Below are 14,835 nucleotides of genomic sequence, written 5' to 3'. Positions count from 1 at the left end.
CATCCGCTCGGGCGAGCTGATCGCGCTTCTGGGCCCGTCCGGCTCCGGCAAGACGACGCTTCTGCGTCTGGTTGCCGGCCTTGAAAGCCCGACCGACGGCACGATCTTCTTCGGCGACGACGATGCCTCGCAAAAGACCGTGCAGGAGCGCAACATCGGCTTTGTCTTCCAGCACTACGCCCTGTTCCGGCACATGACCGTGCTCGACAATGTCTCCTTCGGGCTGAAGGTCCGCCCGGCCAAAACCCGGCCGCCGGCCGCAGAAATCCGCAAGCGCGCCCTCGACCTGCTCGATCTCGTCCAGCTCTCCGGCCTCGAGAAGCGCTATCCTGCACAGCTGTCGGGCGGCCAGCGCCAGCGCGTGGCGCTCGCCCGCGCCATGGCGGTCGAACCGAACGTGCTTCTGCTCGACGAGCCCTTCGGCGCCCTTGACGCCCAGGTCAGGAAGGAACTCAGGCGCTGGCTGCGCGAGATCCACGACCGCACCGGCCACACCACCATCTTCGTCACCCATGACCAGGAAGAGGCGCTGGAACTGGCCGACCGGGTCGTCGTCATGAGCAAGGGCGCCATCGAACAGGTCGGCACCCCCGACGAGATCTACGATCATCCGGTCTCGCCCTTCGTCTACGGCTTCATCGGCCAGTCGAATGCCTTGTCCGTCACGCTTCAAAACGGCGAGATCTGGTTTGAGGACCGGCCGATCGGCCTCAGAGCCCCGACCGAGCCCGATGGTCCGGCCACGCTCTACTTCCGCCCGCATGACATCGAGCTGATCGATGGCTGCGGCGGCTGTCTGGCCGGGCTCGTCACCGCCAGCCGCCGTGTTGCCGGCACTCGCCATCTCGAACTCGACCTCGGCCGCAACCACCCGCATGCCGAAATCGAACTGCCGCCAGAACGCACCACAACACAGGACCGCGCAAGGGTCGCGTTCCGACCCACAAAGTGGAAACTCTTCAGGGACGGGCACGTACTCGCGACGCCGAAGCAGGACGGTGCTGCGGCTGAAGAACCGCAACTGGTCGCGCAAGCCTGAAACACGAAAGCGCCGGCACTGCCGGCGCTCCCCCAGTTCATGTTCGCGGATCGCTCCGCTGCCTACTGCCCGACGGGCAGCGACAGCGGCGCCAGGTCGCGCATCGGCCGCTTCTTCGGATCGTTTTCCGGCGCCTTGCGACACGCGTAATCCTGGGCTTCCTGCAGCAGCGCCACGGCGCCGTCGTAGTCGATCATGGTCGGACGTCCATCACGCACGACGCATTGCCCGTCGACATAGACCTCCTCGACCGCCCGTTCGGCCGCGCAATGCAGCAGGTTGCGCAAGGGATCATAGACCGGCTGCATCGCGTGGTGTTTCAGATCGACGACAAGAAAGTCCGCCTTCGCACCGACCGCAACCCTGCCAATATCGTCACGGCCAAGCGCACGGGCGCCTGCAAGCGTTGCCGTCTCGAGAATATCCGCGGTCGAGACGTCGAACACCGACTTGCCGGAAAGCCTGGCGCAGATCATCGCCTGGCGCATCTCTTCCAGCATATTGAAGGGATAGCTGTCGGTGCCGAGCGCAACGTTGACGCCGGCGCGGCGATAGCGGCCGACCGATTCCAGCGCCATGCCGCTTCGCGAAAAGGTGACGGGGCAATGGCCCACAGTGGTGCGCCGTGCCGCCAGCAGGCCGAGATCGATGTCGGTGCGCTGGCGTGTCCAGGAATGGCTGTCGACGAAGATGCAATGGCCAAGGATCAGGTTGTCGCCGAGGACGCCGAGGCTTTCCAGATACTGCACCGCAGTCAGGCCGGTCCGACGCAGAAGTTCTTCATGCTCCGCCATCGTCTGGGCGGAGTGGATGGTGATCGGCATGCCGCGCTTGCGCGCCTCGGCTGCCGCGTCCTGCAGCAATTCGGCCGAACAGGTTTCGATCTGCGATGGCGCCACCACGCCACCAAGGCGGCCTGAGGGATGGCTTGCGGCCGCATCGACGACATCGAGCGCCCGGGCGAACGCATCGCGGCCGCGCGCCCTGTCCCAGATGAAATCAAGGCGACGGCTGTCCTCGACATGCCATTGCGCTTCGCGGAAACCGGGAGCGACGAAGGCGCGGGCGCCGCTTCGCGCCAATGTCGGCAGCCAGCTTTCGTGGGGTCCGGCAATATCGAGCAGAGTCGTCACGCCGCTGCGCATCAGGTCGCCCAGCATCACGGTCAACGACGCCTCGATGGCACCGTCGTCGATCTCCAGCAGGTTGGAGTATTCGTAGAGAGCATTGCCCCAAAGCGCTGACGTCCCTGCATCTTCGAAGATGCCCTTGGAGATCGGCTCCTCGCCGGAATGGCAATGCACATTGACGAAGCCGGGCGTCACCATGCGGTCAACGCCTGAGTTTTCGCTGGTGAAGGCACCGTCGTAGTGTCCGCCGACATGCACGAAGCCGGTCTCGTCATAGGCGACATCGGCGTCGTAGAGGTAGACATGGCTCTTCGCTTCGGCATTGAAGCCGACGACGGTGTGCGCCTTGCGGATGACGTGAACTGACTTAGTCATGCGTGGTCCTGAAATATTGCTCGAGGAAACGACTGTAAGCGCCCATCAATGCGCTGAAAAAGAAGTAAACGACCGCGGCGAAGACGTAGCCTTCGAGCACGGCGATGCCCTGCCATTGCGGGTCGCGCATGGCGGTGCGCACGGTATCGAGGAAATCAAGCAGGCCGACGATGGTCACCAGCGTTGTATCCTGGAAGAAGCCGATGAACAGGCCAACAAGCGGCGGGATGACCTTCTTCAACGCCTGCGGCAGCACGATCTTGGACATGATCTGCCAATAGTGCAGCCCGAGCGAATGGCCAGCTTCGATCTGCCCCTTGGGCACTGCCTGCAGGCCGCCGCGCACGATTTCGGCGATATAGGCGGCGGCAAAGAGAATGATCGCCACCTGGGCCCGCAGCAATTTGTCGATGGTGATACCGTCGGGCATGAACAGCGGCAGCATGACGGTTGCCATGAACAGAATGCTGATCAACGGGACGCCGCGGACGATCTCGATGAAGCCGACGCCGAGGACACGGATCGCCGGCAGGCTCGAAGCGCGCGCAAGGGCAAGGGCGATCCCCAGCGGCAAGGCACAGGCGAGCCCGACGAAGGAGAGCATGAAGGACAGCGGCAGGCCGCCCCATTGCGTGGTCGGCACGGGTGTCAGGCCGAACATGCCGCCGGCCATCAGCGTGTAGAGCGTCGGCAGGATCACGACGATCCAGGCAACGGCAAGTGCCCTGCCCCAGGTCCGCGGCACCATCGAGACCCCGCAGGCGCCGAGGAACAGAAGCATCGCCGTCTGCGGCCGCCACTGCTCGTCGAAGGGGTAGAAGCCGAAGAAGATATAGCGCAGCTTGGCAGACAGGAACGGCCAGCACGCGCCGCTGGACGCCTTGCACTCCGCCGGCGTGCCGGCAAAGATCGCATCGACGAACAGCCAGCCGATCGCGAGCTTGGCAAGGCCGAAGATCGTGCCGAGGCAGACGATCGTAATCAGGGCGTTGCCCGGCGTTCCGAAATAGGCCGAAAGCCAGGTGCGGTTGTGGGCGGGCGGCCGGGCAGCGGGCGCCATCAGGGTCGGGTCGGCAACGAAGCCTTCGAACTGGGCCATGGCTCAGCGCTCCCTCAGCGCAACGCGCGCGTTGTACCAGTTCATCACCAGCGAGATCAGGATGGACAGACCGAGATAGACGGCCATGAAGATGGCGATGGCTTCGATAGCCTGGCCGGTCTGGTTCATGATCGTGTTGGAGACCATCACGAGATCGGGGTAGCCGATGGCAATCGCGAGCGAGCTGTTCTTGAAGACCGTCAGATAGGTGTTGGTCAGCGGCGGCACGATGATGCGCAACGCCTGCGGCAGGATGACGAGCTTCAGAGTGCGCGAGCGCGGCAGGCCGAGGGCGGTTGCCGCCTCCCATTGTCCCTTGCTGACCGCTTGAATACCGGCACGGACGATTTCGGCGACGTTGGCCGAAGCGCTCAGTGTCAAGCCGATCAACAGCGCCACAAATTCCGGCCGCACGTGGTAGCCGCCGGTCAGGCGAAACCGGCCGAGTTCGGGGACGTCAAGAGACACCGAGATGTCGGCGAAGAGCAAGGTTGCCGCAAGCGGCAGCAGCAGGGCGAGCGCGGCGAAGGTCGCAATCGGCATGTCCTTGCCGGTCGTAATCCGGCGGCGAGCAAGGATGCGCTCGATCACCACGGCGGCAACGATGCCGACGACAACGGCGACAAATAGCGCCTCAAAACCGCTTGCCCAGCGCATGGCCGGCATCACCAGGCCGCTATTGGACAGGAAGACGCCTGGCAACATCTCGATCGCCTGCTTGACGGGCGGAAACACCGAGATGATCAACGAATACCAGAGCAGGAGATAGAGGAGCAACGGAACGTTGCGCAGCGCCTCGACATAGGCAAGCATCAAGCGCGACAGCACCGGGTTGTGCGAGAGACGGCCGATGCCGACGAGCACGCCGAGGATCGTTCCGAAGAAAACGGCGAGCGCCGAAACCTTCACCGTATTGGCGATACCGACAAGGATGGCACGGCCGAAGGTATCCGTCGGCTCGTAAGCGATCGCGGTCTCGGTGATGACAAAGCCCGCCTGGCGCGCCAGAAAGCCGAAGCCGGTGGCGATATCCTGCTTGGCAAGGTTGGCGCTCGCCGTACTGAACATCGCCCAGGCGACAAAGACGACGGCGCCGATCGCGACCAGTTGGTAGAGGAACGCGCGGATGCGCGCGTCATAAATCAGGGACATGGCGACACGTCTGCCAGGCAAGGGGAACGTCGAAGACGGAAAGGCCCGCGCCCAGGCGCGGGCCGACGAATATCAACGGAACGGCGGTGCGTAGAGCAGGCCGCCTTCGCTCCAGCGGGTGTTCGGCCCACGGGTCAGGCCAAGCGCCGTCTTGGTGCCGAGGTTGCGCTCGAACACTTCACCGTAGTTGCCCACACCCTTGACGATGTTGTAGCCCCACTTGTTGTCGAGGTTTAGCATCTTGCCGAGCTCTTCGCTGACGCCGAGCATGCGCTGGATTTCCGGATCCTCGCTCTTGGCCATCTCGTCGACATTGGCCTGAGTGATGCCGCGCTCTTCAGCCGCCATCAGCATCCAGACCGACCAGGAGACGATATCGCGCCAGTTGGAATCGTTCTGTCGGACGGACGGCGCAAGCGGCTCCTTGGAGATCGTCTCGGGCAGAACGACATAGTCGTCCGGGTTGTTGGCGACGGCGCGGATCGATGCCAGGTCAGAGCGGTCGGACGAGATCGCCTCGCAACGGCCGGAGAAGAAGGCGTTGCGGTTTTCATCCGGGCTTTCGAAGACGACCAGCTCGAACTTGCCGCCGATCGAGCGGAAGAAGTCGCTGAGGTTCTGGGCAGTGGTCGTGCCGGGCAGCGTGCAGATTGCCGCGTCCGTCAATTCCTTGGCACTGTTGACGCCGAGCGACTTCGGCACCATCAGCCCCTGGCCGTCGTAGAACACGGTCGGACCGAAATCGAGACCGAGCGAGACTTCACGCGAAAAGGTGTGGGTGGTCTGGCGCGACAGCATGTCGATTTCGCCCGACTGCAGCGCCTGGAAGCGGGTGTTGATGTTCGTCAGGACGAAATCGACCTTTTCCGGATCACCGAAAACCGCCGAAGCAACGGCACGACAGACGTCGACGTCGAAGCCCTGCATGTGACCCTTGGCGTCCGCGGTGGCAAAGCCGGGCGTGCTCATCGAGACGCCGCAGATCAGCTTGCCGCGCGCCTTGACCGTTTCAAGCGTGGTCGCGGCGTTGGCGGCAAACGCCGTCAGGCCGATCGCCATGCCGGCTGCCGTGGCGCAGAGTTGCAGAATTCTTTTCTTCATTTTCCCCTCCCGATGACTACGACAATCTCGACCTCTTGCGGGTCAAGCGATCCTCTTCGCATGCCTCCTCCCGCATGGGCCGGCGCCAGGGGTGTACCACCGGCGCCATCAATTGCATACGATAGTCGGATACAAATGGCAACATTATTGTATACAATATTGACGCGCATGGCTGTGGGCGCTATCGAAGTCATGGGACATGTTTTGCCGACCGCATTCGGCTTGCTTGGGGAGGCAACCTTGTCTGAGAGATCTAGCCGCAGCGAGGTTGTCTATCGGTTGTTGCGCCAGGCGATCCTGGAGCAGGCCCTGAAGCCAGGCACCAAACTTTCCGAAGACACGATCGCCGATCATTTCAAGGTCAGCCGCACCAGCGTGCGCGGTGCGCTCGTGCGCCTGAACGCCGAGGGGATCGTCGATCTCAGAGCCAACAAGGGCGCATGCGTGGCCGAACCGACGCTGGAAGAGGCGCGCGACATCTTTTCGCTGCGCCGCATGCTGGAGGCGGAGGTCATCCGGCGCCTCGTGGCGGACCTCGGCACTACAGGCTTCAAGCGCCTTGAGCAGCATGTGCGCGAGGAGCAGGCGGCACTTTCCGATCACGGACCGCTGTCGATACGCCTTGCCGGCGAGTTTCATATTCTGCTCGCGGAATTGACGGGCTCCCAGGCGCTGACACGGTTTGTGCGTGAAGTCGTCTCGCGCTGCTCGCTGATCCTCGCCCGCTTTGCCCGCCTGCACTCGCCCGAATGCGCGGTCGACGAACATATTCAGATCATTCGCGCGCTGCGGTCGAAGGATACTGCCGCGGCCGAAAAGATCATGCTTGAGCATCTCGACGCCGTCGAGCTTCGCGCCGAACTCAACCCTGACAAGGCCGAGCCGGATATTTCCGAGATCCTGAAGCGCTACGCCAGCGAAAGCTGACAGCCGTCACAACGCCGTTGTTGGCGGTCGACAGCCTTCTCGCTTACAGGCGGCATCACCATCGACCTGAGGCGCGAACCGCGCGACCGACGCAGGATCAGGTCTATTCGATCGCCCATCTGTCGATGGCCGAGTGGAACGACACCCGCTTTCAACGCGAAGACTTCGTCGAGCTGATCCCTGCCGCCCACGGCCAACTCGACGAGGGCGGCGGCTGGATCGACAATTCGAACGGCGAACTGACGGGGCCACGGCCAGGTTCGTCAAAAGGAAAAGCCGGAGGCCCTGGATCAGGCTCTCCGGCAATCATCAGCGTCTTGGCTTAAGCAGCTCTCGCACCGGCGAGCGCCGCCCGATGCCGACGCTTAGCGGCGGCGCAGCGACAGCATGCCGTCGTCGGCAATACCCGCTTCGATATCGTTGTAGCGGGCGAGCGTCATGTGCTGCGTGTCGGCTGCGGCGTCATGCGCACCGGTGATGACGATGACTTCCGCGCCGGCTGCCCTGCCGGCGAGAATTCCGGCCGGTGCGTCTTCGAAAACGATGCAGTCTTCCGGGCGAACACCCAGTTTCTCGGCAGCCAGGAGATACCCTTCCGGATGGGGTTTTCCGACAGACACATCTTCGCCGGTGATCATCAGCTTCGGCGTCGGGATGCCGGCGGCCGCGAGGCGGCGAACGGCGAGGTCGAGCGGCGCCGACGTGACGATCGCCCACTTCTCCGCCGGCAATGAATTGAGAAAGGCAATGGCGCCCTCGATCTCGATGATGCCTTCGACGTCGGCGATTTCAGCGAGCGCAAGCTCGTGGGCTTCATGCTCCGGATCAACGCCCGGCAGTTCAAGTGTGCGGATCGTGTCCACGGCGCGAACGCCATGGACCGTCTTCATCATTTCCACGGGATCGAGACCGTTGCGCACGGCCCATGCACCCCAGACGCGTTCGACGACGGCCATAGAGTTGAGCAGCGTGCCATCCATATCGAAAAGGAGAGCAGCAAAATTCTTGGCGAAGAGAGATGAAGGCGCGGTATCCAACGGTGATCCCCTGAAGCTGCGATAATGGGCGGGAAAGCCAGCCCGACAGTTTCGGCACACCTACAGCCTGCCGGGCAGGCGCACAACGCAATTCGGCGAACCCTTGATCATCTTCCGCAACGCCAAGTTACAAACGGTCACCGCCGCCAACGCTCAGAAAACCGATGGGGCCGCCCGGAATGTCGTCGTCAAAGATGGCGCAGGAAAGACTGCCGCCGAACACGGCAGCCGAATCCACATTTGTGCGGTTGCCAACCGTCGAAGGGTTTCTTCGGCTCGGCGTGTGGCCGTGGCAAAGATGTTTGCCCCAATAGTCACCCGAATAATGATCCGGGCGCCGGATCCAGAGGAAGATTTCGTCGCCCTGCCGCTCCAGCGGCATGGTCTCGTCGACGCCCGCATGCACGAAGATGCGAAACGGCTCGACGATAATGGAAGGAAGCTGCATCAGCCACTTCAGATGGGTTCCGGGAATGACGTTGTCGTAGGATGCCAGTGTCTCTTTGCCACCGTTGAATAACCACCAGTCGACATCGCTCTCGCCGCTACGGGCACCGAGCAGCATTTCCTCATGGTTGCCCTTGAGTGCCAGCCAGCTCCAGCCCTGCTTCTGCGGACCTGCCATGATCAACTCGACGACGCCACGGCTATCGGGGCCGCGATCGATCATGTCGCCAAGAATGATCACCCTGCCCTCAGGCGCATAAGCTTCGATCTGAAGCAGAAGCGCCTGTAGCTCGGCCAGGCAGCCATGGATATCGCCGACGGCAAAGGTCAAATGCTGCGCACACATGCGCCAGTCCTCCGGCGTTCGACGAACACATAGACGCCGCAACGGATGTCCGACGTTTGAATGCGAACGCCGATAGACTGCACGGATGGCGGAAACACGGCAAGGCCGCCAATCGCAGCGCCGGCAAAACAGACGACCCGCCGGTCAGGAATGACGCCTCGTCTCAGGTTCGAACTGGAGCACGGAAATCGTCGTCGCTAGCGACGGGAATTTCCCTTGGCGATAGCCGAACTGGCAATGGAAACGGGATCGCTGGCCGGAAAGGTGTCTTCGAGACCTTCGTCGAGCTGCTCTTCCATCGTTCCCGTGTCATGCGCAGTGCGCGCATTGGGCAGGGGGTCCCTCGCCGCGGCACCCGGACGCGGTTGATTGGACGCCTCCAGCGCCGTTTCGTCAGCTTCAATCGCCGCCGACAGAATGGCCTTTGCCCTGGCCACCGCATTCAACCTGTTCAACGACGCCTGCGCATCCTGCGGACACGTGACCGTGACGACTTCGCCTTCCGCGCCAACGAACTCTACGGTGAAGCCGGCCTTGCCGGCGCGTTCAGCGGAAACCTGTATTCCGACGACCTGCATCAGTTTCTCCCTCAGCAAAAGGACGGATTGCCGGCGCCGACTGGCGTGGCGTCTCCGTCCCCACGCGCTTGCAGCAGACTTGCTGCCGCAAACAAATGGATATGCAGGGAAGTGCGCGGACGGATGCTTTGTTCCAAGCGTCGATCCGATTTGTTCTGCCTCCAGCGGTCGGGCTGGACCGTTAGAGCGCCTTGGCGTCTGGCGGGGCGGTAACAGGCACGACCGCGGCCGGCAGGTCCTTCGCCGTATCGGCAGCCTGGAAGGTTGACACGGCCGGTTTGCCCGCAGGCCCCTGCCGGGTGCAGTTGGCGAATGCATCGAGATCGCGGTTGTAGACCTTCGTCTCAACATCCATCATGCCAAGCACGGTGTGGAACAGGTTGTCATGTGACTTCGGCTGGTCCGTCTCCTTGGCAAGGCAGCTCGTATCGACGCCCATCGCCGCCTGATACGGCTTTGAAAACCATGTGACGAAAGGGACCTGCGTCTGCTCGCGCGGGGCGATCGCATAGGGCGCGCCGTGCAGATAGATGCCGTTCTCGCCGAGGGATTCGCCGTGATCGGACATGTAGATCATCGCGCCCGAGATGTCGTTCTGATGCTTTTCCAACAGGCGGGCAACGCTTGCGAGCACATAGTCGGTGTAGAGGATGGTGTTGTCGTAGGCGTTGGTGATTTCCTCGACCGAGCATTTCATCAGTTCGGGCGTGCGGCAATCCGGTTTGAACTTCCGGAATTTTTCCGGATAGCGCAGATAGTAGGACGGACCGTGGCTGCCGAGCTGATGGAGCACGATGACGCTGTTCGACTTGGTCGCCGACAGCTTCTTGTCCAGTTCGCCGAGAAAAATCTCGTCGAGGCATTCGCCATTGTTGCACAGCGGGCTGTTCTTCTGGCCGGTCATGCTGGCGAAGTTGATGAGGTCGGCGATGCCCTTGCTGCCGGTGTTGTTGTCCCACCAGGACACGGACACGCCAGCGCGGGTCAGCACGTTCATGAGGTTTTCGGTCGAACGGGCCTTCCAGTCGCTATACTCGTTGCGCGGATAGACGGAGAACATGCAGGGAAGCGAAATCGCCGTTGCCGTGCCGCAGCTTGTTGTGTCCGTGTAATTGATGACCCCGAGAGATTTGAGTTCGGGATTGGTTTCCCTCTCGTAGCCGTTCAGCGAGAAGTTCATCGCCCTGGCGGTTTCACCGGCAACGACGACTACGACGACCGGCTTGCCTGCCGCCGCAACGCGCGCGCCCTGCCGGGCATCGGTGCCGAGCGGCTGCACCACGAGGTTGCGCTCCTTGTAAGTCGAGGAAGCGTATCTGACGGCCGCGGAAACGGGCCCGGTCGGATTGAAGCGCTTCATCAGATCCTTGTGCTCGCGGATGACATAGGCAACGCTGGCGAAATCCGAATAGATCAACCCGCCGCTGACGAGCAGGCACGGGGTTATGACGGCGAGATTGAAAGCCGCCTTGGGCAGAAGGCGCCGATGGCGAACCTTGACCCAAAGCACGAACATCGAAGGAATGACCGCGTAAACCAACAGGTGCAGCATCAGGCTGCCGGTCAGAAGATGGCCCGCTTCCGCCTGGGTGGTGACGGCCGCATTACCGATCATGTCCTTGTCGATGATCACACCGAAATAGTCGACGAAATAGGCTGACGACGCGGAGACGACGATGAGGAAGATCAGCACCGGCTTCATGACGTATTTGACCGACGCAAACGTCAGAACAGCGAAAGTCGCAAGCGCGAGCGCTGTCCCGAACGACAGCAGCGACAGCCGCGAGTGATCGAAATAGATCACCGCGTGCTTCCAGAAGGAATTGTTGGTGATAGCGAGCAGATAGATGCTGACGATTGCGCTGAGCGTGATGCTGCCGAGCACTGGCCGGCGAATTCTTGGGACCATCAAAACAGTCTTCTCCTGCTGCGACTGCCGGGCCGATTTTTGGCATGCGGCCAACGTTGTCGCGGGCATCCATTAGAGGCGGAGGCCGCGTCATGCGGGGTCGCCGGTTCGATTGCAGCCTCCTCCTGCCCTGTCGAGATACGCCCGGTAAGCTGTCGAAACCCCGTCAAGATTGCCTATTGGCTCTTCGACACCCGTTTTGGTTGGCCCCGGCGAAGGAGTTGGCAGCCGCGGAGAAAGCCCATATGGTCGGGCCAAGAATGGTCATACCGAGACGACTCGATGCGCCTGCTCCTGGTTGAAGACAGTCCGCGACTGGTAGAACTGGTCGGAGAAACCATGCGCGACGCCGGCTGGCGGCTCGACGCGGTCTCGAGCGTTTCGGACGCTGAAGCCGCCATCGCGGCTCAGGAGCACGATCTGATCCTGCTGGACCTCGGCCTGCCGGATGGCGATGGACTGGCGCTGTTGCGCCGCGTTCGCCAGGAGTATCCTGGTCTGCCCGTCTTGATCATCACCGCTCGGGGATCGGTCGACGAGCGGATTGCCGGTCTGGATGCCGGCGCCGACGACTATCTGGTCAAGCCCTTTCACCATCGCGAGCTATTGTCGCGGTGCCGCGCCATGCTGCGGCGAAATCCGCAAGCCGTGCAGCCGGTGCTCGAGGCGGGCACTCTGCGCTACGACCCTGCAACCGCAGACCTGACCTGCGACGGCGTCGTCGTCCCGCTGCCGCCACGCGAACGTTCGCTGATCGAGATCCTCATGCGCGAGGTCGGTCGCGTCGTGCCCAAACGGAAGCTCGAAACCGCCCTCTCGGAGTATGGCCAGGAAGTCAGCCCCAACGCACTTGAACTCGCGGTTTCTCGGGTGCGCAAGCGGCTGCAGGCCTACGAGACCGGCATCCAGATCGAGACCGTGCGCGGAATTGGTTATCTTCTCAGGCGCGCTTCATGACGAAGCCGAACCCGTCGCTGATCGGTATCGTCTCCCGTCGCATCCTCGCCTTTTCCCTGCTCGCGATGGCAATCCAGATCGGCGTTGTCTTTGCGGACTACTGGTTCGACGACGACAAGCTCAGCGTCCTCATGCTGCAGCAGGAAACGGAAGCGCTTTCCAGCGCCATCCATGTCCGCAATGGCATTGCGAGTTTCGAGCCGGACCGCGAACTGAGTGAACGTTACCTGGACCGCCATGACCGCGATGGTTCGATCTTCCTGAGGGTGCGAACGGCGTCTGGCGCTTTGCTCTACTCAAACTGCACAACGGAATGTGCCGAGCATTTTTTGCCGCTCAGCATCGATGCGCCGAATTTCTGGAAGCGCGAAATTCAGCCGGGCAAGCCGTTCAGCGTCGCCGGAGGGCAGACCTTCGAGCGTGCTGGCGCGACGGTCCTGGTCGAACTGGCCATCCTGAAAGATCCGAATGGCTTCATGTACGGCGCGCTGCTGCACGAGATGTTTGATTCGATGATCGTGCCGATGACCTTGATGTTCTGCCTCGTCATCGGCGCGACGATCTGGTCGATCCGAAGCGCACTGAAACCGGTGGCCATGGCGGCGGCGGCGGCGGATCGGCTGGATCCGCGCGACAGCAGTGCACGCCTGCCGCTCACCCGCATGCCGGAGGAGATTGCGCGTCTGGTCACGGCCGTCAACCGTATGCTGGCCCGGGTTGCCGACCTCATCCAGTCCCAGAAGCTGTTCTCCTCTTCCATCGCGCACGAGATCCGCACACCTGTTTCGATCGCGAAGATGGAACTCAGCCATATCGACGACCCGCGCGCCCGCAACGCCGAGCGGGATCTCGACGCCCTCACGCATATTCTCGAGCAATTGACCTCTCTTGCCCGCGCCGACGCCGTCGATCCGTCGGCCTATCAGGCGGCGGATCTTTCTCAGATCGGTGCTGGCCTTGCGGAGGCGATCGCGCCCTTTGTCTTCGATCACGACAAGTCGCTGGAATTCGTCGACGAGCGAACGCCCACTGTCACGGTCATCCCGGCGCTCGTCGAAAACATGCTGCGCAACCTGATCGAGAACGCGGTCAAGCATAATCCGCCGGGCACCCGTATCGTGCTAGCCTGCGGCCCGGGCGCAACGGTCAGCGTCGAGGATGATGGCCGGGGGCTGGTCGACCTCCCCGAACATCATGAAGATCTTGGCTACATCAAACGATCGGGTCAGATTGGTCTCGGGTTGAAAATCGTCCAGCGTATCAGCGAGTTGCATAATGCCCCGATCACGGTCGAGACTGCGCCCGACAAAGGGACGAAGATTACCATCGACTTCTCAGCGGCGCGGTCTGACGGCATGACGGTTTCATGATCAGCGGCTGCGCGGCTTGCGCCCACAATGCTTCCGATGCAGGCGCCATGCATATATTTTAATCCGTCGCGTTTTTTTGGATGCAGATTCCCTGCCCAATCCATCGCCATATGCTATTGGACTGAGCAATCAGTGATCCAGTCGCCCGCGAGTTTCCATGTCGAAGGCCAGCGCTTATCTCAAGCGTTTCATCCCATCGCTCGTTCCGATCAGCCATACGGAGCGGCTACGCGCGTCGCTTGGCGCGCTTGTCGGCATTCTTCTGACCGGCCTCGTCAGCACGCTGGCACTTGGCGCCGATGCCAACCTGCCGCTGCTGATAGCCCCCATGGGCGCGTCCGCAGTCCTGCTGTTTGCCGCGCCGTCCAGCCCGCTGGCGCAGCCCTGGTCCATCCTCGGGGGCAACATCGTCGCGTCCGTGATCGGGGTTACCTCGGCCCTTCTCATTCCGGAACCGGTCATTGCCGCGGCAGTCGCCGTCGGGCTTGCAATCGCGATCATGCTGTTGCTCGGCTGTCTTCACCCACCAAGCGGCGCGGTCGCCTTGACTGCAGTGCTTGGCGGCACATCAATCCATGAGGCCGGCTACTGGTTCGTACTGTCGCCGGTCGCGATCAATTCCGCCCTCATCCTCGTCGTCGCCCTGTTGTTCAACAACGCGACGGGCCGGCGCTACCCTCACCTGGCGCCCGCCGGCAACACGCACCGCACCGACGATCCCCTGCCGACGCACCGTCTCGGCATCGTCCCGGACGACTTGCAGGCAGTGCTGGCGCAATATGGCGAGGTTGTCGATATCAGCCCTGACGAGCTCGATGCGCTCATCCATCAGGCGCAGATCCGCGCCTTCAATCGACGCTCGGGCGAAATCACCTGCGGCGAAGTCATGTCGCGCGACGTGGCGACTGCAACGCCGGAGACCTCGCTGCGCAAAGCCTGGCAGACCTTGCTCGAACACGACATCAAGGCCTTGCCGGTTGTGACAGAAAAGGATGGCCTCGTCGGCATCATCACCCAGACCGACTTCATCAAACACGCGATGCTGGCACCGCATGCCGGCTTCACGCAACGGCTCGGCAGCGTCATCGGCTTTGGACCGAAAGCCCCCCGGCTCGTTTCCGAGATCATGACACGTCGCGTGCAATCGGCACTGCCGGAAACGATGATCGCCAAACTCGTCCCACCGATGGCCGACATGGGGCTGCACCACATGCCCGTCGTCGACGCCGACAACCGGTTGGTCGGCATCGTCACGCAGTCCGATCTGATTGCCGCACTCTTCCAGCGCAGGCTGGAGAATGACGACGAGCGCGACGTCGCCTGACATATTCCGAGTTCGCTGCCTGTAAGAGCGCTACCAAGCCGAGT

General features: G+C 62.3%; 14 protein-coding genes. 6 read left to right on the top strand and 8 right to left on the bottom strand.

Annotated features, from left to right (window positions below):
- Window positions 1-1,039: sulfate/molybdate ABC transporter ATP-binding protein (locus tag AC1Q80_RS26635; protein ID WP_492362364.1), on the top strand; the 1,039-nt coding region annotated here is incomplete at its 5' end.
- Between the two features lie 62 nt (window positions 1,040-1,101).
- On the opposite strand, the gene AC1Q80_RS26630 is transcribed toward AC1Q80_RS26635, so the two are convergent.
- The 4 genes from AC1Q80_RS26630 to AC1Q80_RS26615 form a co-directional block, all read right to left on the bottom strand.
- Window positions 1,102-2,544 (bottom strand): amidohydrolase family protein, encoded by a 1,443-nt coding sequence (locus AC1Q80_RS26630; RefSeq protein ID WP_492362363.1) that lies wholly within the window; start codon window positions 2,542-2,544, stop codon window positions 1,102-1,104.
- A complete protein-coding gene (locus AC1Q80_RS26625; protein ID WP_492362362.1) occupies window positions 2,537-3,643 on the bottom strand; it encodes an amino acid ABC transporter permease in 1,107 nt (368 codons plus the stop codon). The genes AC1Q80_RS26630 and AC1Q80_RS26625 overlap by 8 nt, the downstream gene beginning before the upstream one ends.
- Before the next feature lie 3 nt (window positions 3,644-3,646).
- Window positions 3,647-4,795 (bottom strand): amino acid ABC transporter permease, encoded by a 1,149-nt coding sequence (locus tag AC1Q80_RS26620; RefSeq protein ID WP_173422950.1) that lies wholly within the window; start codon window positions 4,793-4,795, stop codon window positions 3,647-3,649.
- Window positions 4,796-4,867: 72 nt separating this feature from the next.
- Window positions 4,868-5,896, bottom strand: coding sequence for an amino acid ABC transporter substrate-binding protein (locus tag AC1Q80_RS26615; RefSeq protein ID WP_209789934.1), 1,029 nt, complete (start codon window positions 5,894-5,896; stop codon window positions 4,868-4,870).
- Window positions 5,897-6,136: 240 nt separating this feature from the next.
- Here AC1Q80_RS26615 and AC1Q80_RS26610 point away from each other — a divergent pair, with 240 nt between their 5' ends.
- Window positions 6,137-6,823 carry a GntR family transcriptional regulator gene (locus AC1Q80_RS26610; RefSeq protein WP_492362361.1) on the top strand — a complete coding sequence of 229 codons (687 nt, stop codon included), beginning with the start codon at window positions 6,137-6,139 and terminating at the stop codon, window positions 6,821-6,823.
- A gap of 20 nt (window positions 6,824-6,843) precedes the next feature.
- The gene (locus AC1Q80_RS26605) at window positions 6,844-7,149 is read left to right on the top strand and encodes a hypothetical protein (RefSeq protein WP_492362360.1); all 306 of its coding nucleotides are present in this window, start codon (window positions 6,844-6,846) and stop codon (window positions 7,147-7,149) included.
- A gap of 39 nt (window positions 7,150-7,188) precedes the next feature.
- Here the strand turns inward: AC1Q80_RS26605 and AC1Q80_RS26600 are convergent, their stop codons facing one another.
- The 4 genes from AC1Q80_RS26600 to AC1Q80_RS26585 all read right to left on the bottom strand — a co-directional run bounded on the left by AC1Q80_RS26600 (window position 7,189) and on the right by AC1Q80_RS26585 (window position 11,143).
- Window positions 7,189-7,860 (bottom strand): HAD family hydrolase, encoded by a 672-nt coding sequence (locus AC1Q80_RS26600; protein ID WP_173422953.1) that lies wholly within the window; start codon window positions 7,858-7,860, stop codon window positions 7,189-7,191.
- Between the two features lie 127 nt (window positions 7,861-7,987).
- Window positions 7,988-8,653, bottom strand: coding sequence for a metallophosphoesterase family protein (locus AC1Q80_RS26595; protein ID WP_173422954.1), 666 nt, complete (start codon window positions 8,651-8,653; stop codon window positions 7,988-7,990).
- Window positions 8,654-8,850: 197 nt separating this feature from the next.
- Window positions 8,851-9,231: a hypothetical protein gene (locus AC1Q80_RS26590; RefSeq protein ID WP_173422955.1), complete on the bottom strand. Its 381-nt coding sequence runs from the start codon at window positions 9,229-9,231 to the stop codon at window positions 8,851-8,853.
- A 181-nt stretch (window positions 9,232-9,412) separates the two neighbouring features.
- A complete protein-coding gene (locus tag AC1Q80_RS26585) occupies window positions 9,413-11,143 on the bottom strand; it encodes a phosphoethanolamine transferase (protein WP_173422956.1) in 1,731 nt (576 codons plus the stop codon).
- A 279-nt stretch (window positions 11,144-11,422) separates the two neighbouring features.
- Between AC1Q80_RS26585 and AC1Q80_RS26580 the strand changes: the two genes are divergently transcribed.
- The 3 genes from AC1Q80_RS26580 to AC1Q80_RS26570 all read left to right on the top strand — a co-directional run bounded on the left by AC1Q80_RS26580 (window position 11,423) and on the right by AC1Q80_RS26570 (window position 14,791).
- Window positions 11,423-12,097: a response regulator transcription factor gene (locus tag AC1Q80_RS26580; RefSeq protein WP_077505651.1), complete on the top strand. Its 675-nt coding sequence runs from the start codon at window positions 11,423-11,425 to the stop codon at window positions 12,095-12,097.
- The gene (locus AC1Q80_RS26575) at window positions 12,094-13,467 is read left to right on the top strand and encodes a sensor histidine kinase (protein WP_492362359.1); all 1,374 of its coding nucleotides are present in this window, start codon (window positions 12,094-12,096) and stop codon (window positions 13,465-13,467) included. Before AC1Q80_RS26580 ends, AC1Q80_RS26575 begins: the two co-directional genes overlap by 4 nt.
- Window positions 13,468-13,624: 157 nt before the next feature.
- A complete protein-coding gene (locus AC1Q80_RS26570; protein WP_173422958.1) occupies window positions 13,625-14,791 on the top strand; it encodes an HPP family protein in 1,167 nt (388 codons plus the stop codon).
- Window positions 14,792-14,835: the final 44 nt, after the last annotated feature.

This window comes from Ensifer sp. GW823-FHT05D09 (genome assembly GCF_058795755.1).
This window is presented reverse-complemented; position numbering and strand designations above follow the sequence as displayed.